5 protein-coding genes are annotated in these 4,546 nt (G+C 70.2%); 3 read left to right on the forward strand and 2 right to left on the reverse strand.

Going from position 1 to position 4,546, the window contains the following annotated elements; all coding sequences use genetic code 11:
- Positions 1–340 precede the first annotated feature (340 nt).
- Complete coding sequence (locus tag QR77_RS39260; RefSeq protein WP_040026695.1) at positions 341–1,297, reverse strand: erythromycin esterase family protein; 957 nt, start codon at positions 1,295–1,297, stop codon at positions 341–343.
- 166 nt (positions 1,298–1,463) lie between these two features.
- Entirely contained in the window at positions 1,464–2,369 is a 906-nt protein-coding gene (locus QR77_RS39265) for a sigma-70 family RNA polymerase sigma factor (RefSeq protein ID WP_040026696.1), read from the reverse strand.
- 78 nt (positions 2,370–2,447) lie between these two features.
- On the opposite strand from QR77_RS39265, the gene QR77_RS39270 reads away from it, so the two are divergent.
- From QR77_RS39270 to QR77_RS39280, 3 genes are all read left to right on the forward strand, one after another.
- Complete coding sequence (locus tag QR77_RS39270) at positions 2,448–3,167, forward strand: NAD(P)H-dependent oxidoreductase (RefSeq protein WP_052489428.1); 720 nt, start codon at positions 2,448–2,450, stop codon at positions 3,165–3,167.
- A gap of 34 nt (positions 3,168–3,201) precedes the next feature.
- Entirely contained in the window at positions 3,202–3,825 is a 624-nt protein-coding gene (locus QR77_RS39275; protein WP_040026697.1) for a TetR/AcrR family transcriptional regulator, read from the forward strand.
- 106 nt (positions 3,826–3,931) lie between these two features.
- The coding region (locus QR77_RS39280; protein ID WP_040026698.1) for a MerR family transcriptional regulator at positions 3,932–4,546 on the forward strand (615 nt) is incomplete at its 3' end.

Below are 4,546 nucleotides of genomic sequence, written 5' to 3' on the forward strand. Positions count from 1 at the left end.
GGCGGCGACAGCGGTACGGGAGCGGCGGGAGACGGACAGTCGTGCGGACAAGCCGGACACGGCTTTACCTCCGGGTGCGGGGGGACGGGGGAGGAGCAACGTGAGGTTAGATCCGGCGCCCGGCCGCCGGAAGATCCCCCAAGATGAAGTCCCGCGTAACGTCCGGTGGTTGTGCCCGCCTTACCCGTCCCCTGTTCCCCGCCGCGAGGCAGAGCGAAACGACCCGCGAAGGCCGTGGCGCACCCCGGCGACGAGTCAGCGGGGCAGCATGGCGATTCCGAGGATCCGCCCGCCTGCCTCGGTGCGCGGCCGGTGACGGCTGCCCGGCGCGTTGTGCCGCTCAGTCCGAGGGGCGCCCGATCACACGCACTGGGGTGACCACTTGGGTGTGGATGACGGCGTCGAACCAGTCCGCCGGCGATCCGCCGGAAAGACGGTAGGCGTCGTTGTCGGCCGGGTCGTAGACGGGGCCGATCATGCGAGTTCTGGTCGGGGCGTCGAGCCATGCCCGTACAGAAGCGGGGGCTTCGGTGTGCAGGTCAAGGAGATAGGCGTCCAGATCGGTGCTCCCCAAGGTGGCGTCGGCGAAATCCGGCGGTGGGGAGGGGATGGGGTAAGGAGCCGCGCCGTGATGGAACGTCAGGCCGATGGATACGTAACGCGCGCCGAAACGCTCCCGTAGGTAGCTGCCCGTGTTCCGGTGTGTCATCGCCGGAGACGCGGAATAGCTGGTCCCCGAACCGCCGTTGGCGGTGTGTGCGAGGCCGCCCCAGTAGACGATCTTGTCGCCGGAATCTTCATGCCACCGGATCACGCTCTCGGCCAGGTTCCGTTGGAGACCGGCGAGGCCGTCCAGCCCGGATGCCGGTGTCCGGGGACGGCCGAGATCCTCGACGAAGCGAACCGTGTCGCCCGGATGACGGTGGTTGTACGAGCGCATCCATCGGATGACGTCGAGGAGTTCCTCGGTCTGCCAGAACGACCGGGCGCCGGCCAACAGTGCCTGAGGGTCTCCCGTTCCGCCTCTGGTGTATTCGTCGAGTCCAAGCCGTGCCGCGTCATCGCCTTCCAGAGCCAGCGAGCGGAACCCCAGGTGCTCGACAAGGAGCCGGACCACCCGGTGGGCGACAGCGGACAGTTCGTGGGCCTGGCGGGTCGAGGCACCGAGGGCTACGACGTCGGCGTCGCGTACCAGGTCGGCCAAGGGCAGGAGATCCAGTAAGGGGGCCCCTGGGTCCACGGTGGTAAGAGGGTGGGCGTGCTGCTCGATCCATCGGGTCACTGTCTCTGTCGTCACGAGAACTCCTTGATCGTCCTGAATCGTGGCGGACGTGGCTGACGCCCCCTGACGTGGAGCCTCGTACATGAACCAAGGTTGAGGTCAATCAAGCGAGCCGGCTGGGCACAACACCTTCGATGTGGTCCGGGCCCCGGTCGCCACACGTATCCGCCTCGCCACCCGCTCAGTCGCCGAGGACCGCCACGTCCAGTGCGCGGAGGCGGGCCGGGTCGGCGATGACCTCGTATTCGGCGATCCGGTCGTCCTCGACGGTGAGCAGCAGCGCGATGACCAGTCGGCCGCCCGGGGCCACGACGATTCCGACAGTGCCGTTCACCAGCGCCAGGGCGGCAGCTTGCGCACGGCCGGCCAGGATCACGGTCTCCCGCGCCACCGTCCGCGCACCGCGCGCCTCGGCCGCCGCGCCCGGTGGCACGGCCGCCGGATCGGAGCGGCGTACGACATCGGGGGCCAGCACCCCGAGCAGCGCGTCGAGGTCGCCACCACGGGCCGCCGCGAGAAAAGCCTCGACGACCTCCCGGTGCCGGTCCAACTCGGGCCCCGGCACAACGGGGTTGCCGCGTACCCGCAGGCGGGCGCGGCTGGCGAGTTTCTTGGTGGCGACCGGGGTGCGGTCCACGATCGGGGCGATCTCGTCGAACGGTACGGCGAACATGTCGTGCAGCACGAAGGCGATCCGCTCGGCGGGACCCAGCCTGTCCAGGACCACCAGCAGCGCCCGGCCCACCGACTCGATCAGTACCGCCTCGTCCTCGGGACCGCCCCCGTCGACCGCCTCGGCGCCGATGTCGTCCGGCATCCGCTGCCCGATCGGCTCCTCCGGGCGTGACCGGCGCGAACGCAGCATGTCCAGGCACACCCTGGACACCACGGTCGTCAGCCAGCCGGTCAGATTCCCGATGCCGCCGGGATCGACACGGCTGAGCTTCAGCCACGCCTCCTGCACGGCATCGTCGGCCTCGGAAGCGGAACCCAGCATCCGGTAGGCGACCCCGCGCAGGCGGCCGCGGTGCGCTTCGAAACGTTCCGCCAGCGCGTCGTGGCCGCCGGGCCCGTCCTGCTCGTACATCGGTCACCTTTCCTCGTCGCGCCCCGTCCCCCTGATGACGTCCTCTGGCGATCAGAGGTGACACCAGGAGAGGCTGACATGATCGACAACCCGGGCCTGCTGCGTCTGGATTCCAGCGCCAGTCACCACGACGGCTCCATCAGCAGGCGTTTGACCTCGCTGTACGCGGACATCTGGCGCGAGCGGCACGGCGGCGACGGCTACCGGTACCGGGATCTGGCCGCCGACCCCGTACCGCCGATCACCCACGCCTACACGGCCCTCGGCCGCCGGATCGAGCAGCACGGCGGTGTCCCGCCGGAGAAGGTGTCCGGGCTCGTCGATGGCCCCGACGAGGAACGCGAATGGGCCCTCACCGAGCCGCTGCTGAGCGACGTGCTGGCCGCGCACACGGTGCTCATCGGCGCCCCGATGTACAACTTCTCCGTGCCCGCGGCGCTCAAGGCCTGGATCGACCGGGTGAGTTTCCCCGCCGCCTTCACCGACCCGGACACCGGCACCCCGCTGCTGGCCGGCACCGAGGTCGTCGCGGTCCTCACCCGCGGAGGGGCCTACGGTCCCGGCACCCCTCGCCACGGCTTCGACTTCCAGATGCCTTACCTGCGCGCGTACTTCGGCAACCTGGGGATCAGGGAGACGGATGTACACATCGTGCGGGCCGAGATGACCATCGCCGACCTCGTTCCGCGACTGGCCCGGTTCAAGGAGATGGCAGCCGATTCGCTGACCGCCGCGGACGCGGCGATACGGGAGATGGCGAGCCGTCCGCGTCGGAAAGTGCGGGCCGGCGGAGTATAGAGTACGTGCTCTAGATATTTGCTACCCTGGCCGGATGAAGACAAGCACCGCTCCGCAGCGCCTGACCCCCAAGGGGCGGGCCACTCGTGACCGCATCGTGGCGGCAGCCGCGAAGCTGATGTTCGAGCGCGGGGTGGCGGGGACCAGTACCGAAGATGTGATCAAGGCGGCCGGGGTGACCAGCCCCTCCCAGCTCTACCACTACTTCGGCGACAAGAGGTCCCTCGTCCAGGCGGTCATCACGCACCAGACCGAGTACGTCCTGAGCTTTCAGCGGCCGCTGCTGAGCCGTCTCGACAGCTTCGAGGCGCTGGAGGCGTGGCGGGACGCGATTGTCGAGGCCCAGCACGCCGGCGGCTGCGAGGGCGGCTGCCCGATCGGGTCCCTGTCGGTCGAGCTGTCCGACCGCGACCCGGAGGCCCGTTCGGAGATCGTGGCCGGTTACGGACAGTGGGAGGACGCCATCCGCGACGGCCTGCGAGCCATGCAGGCCCGGGGCGAACTCGGCGAGGACGCGGACCCCGACTTCCTGGCCCTGGCACTGCTCACCGCCCTTCAGGGCGGCCTGCTGATGACCCAGGCGCGCCGCGACACCACCGCACTGGAAGCTGTCCTGAACGCGATGATCGACCGCATCCGCTGTCACGCGACCACCTGAGAGACGCCCCGCGAATCTCCGGCTGTCAGGCGTGTCCGGCTTCCGGGCTGAACCGCGCTTGACCTTCGAGCCGGGTCGAAGGCTTAGCTTCGGGGGCGTGAGTACGATGCGGATCTCCCAGCTCGCCGAACGCTGCGGCGTCCCGGCCACCACACTGCGCTTCTACGAGGGCGCGGGTCTGCTGCCGGCCGGCCGGACCCCGGCCGGTTACCGCGTCTATCGCGAGGACTCCGTCGAGCGCCTGTCGTTCATCGGCGCGGCCAAGCGCCTCGGTCTGCCGTTGGAGGAGATCGGCGAACTGCTCGGGGTGTGGGAGGCGGGGGCCTGTCAGGACGTGAAGGCCGACCTGAGGCCGCGGATCGGCGCTCGGCTGGACGAGGCCGAAGCCCGTACGGCCGAGCTGTCAGCGTTCACCGCCTCGCTCCGCACCGCGGTCGAGCACCTGGACGCGCTGCCGGACCGTACCAGCCGCTGCGATCCTGGATGCGGCCTGCTCGAACCGGTCGCTCCCGGCCCCGCGCACCCCGTGGACGTGGATCCTCCGCCCAACGGTCAGGACGCCGAGGGGGAGGCGGGGCGGTGGCGTACGGCACCGGTGGCCTGTTCGCTGACGGGCGACGGACCGCGCGAGCGTACGGCCCGGTGGCGCGCCTCGATCGACGGCGCCGCCCGGACCGAGATCCCTGACGGGCTGCGGCTGTCGCTGCCCGCCGAGCGGGTC

The organism is Streptomyces sp. 150FB, from assembly GCF_000818195.1.
GTDB lineage: Bacteria > Actinomycetota > Actinomycetes > Streptomycetales > Streptomycetaceae > Streptomyces.

Bases quoted from the DNA above. Each gene is read 5' to 3' on its own strand.
- QR77_RS39265 (WP_040026696.1), bottom strand. From the start codon at position 2,369: ATGTACGAGCAGGACGGGCCCGGCGGCCACGACGCGCTGGCGGAACGT.
- QR77_RS39270 (WP_052489428.1), top strand. From the start codon at position 2,448: ATGATCGACAACCCGGGCCTGCTGCGTCTGGATTCCAGCGCCAGTCAC.
- QR77_RS39275 (WP_040026697.1), top strand. From the start codon at position 3,202: ATGAAGACAAGCACCGCTCCGCAGCGCCTGACCCCCAAGGGGCGGGCC.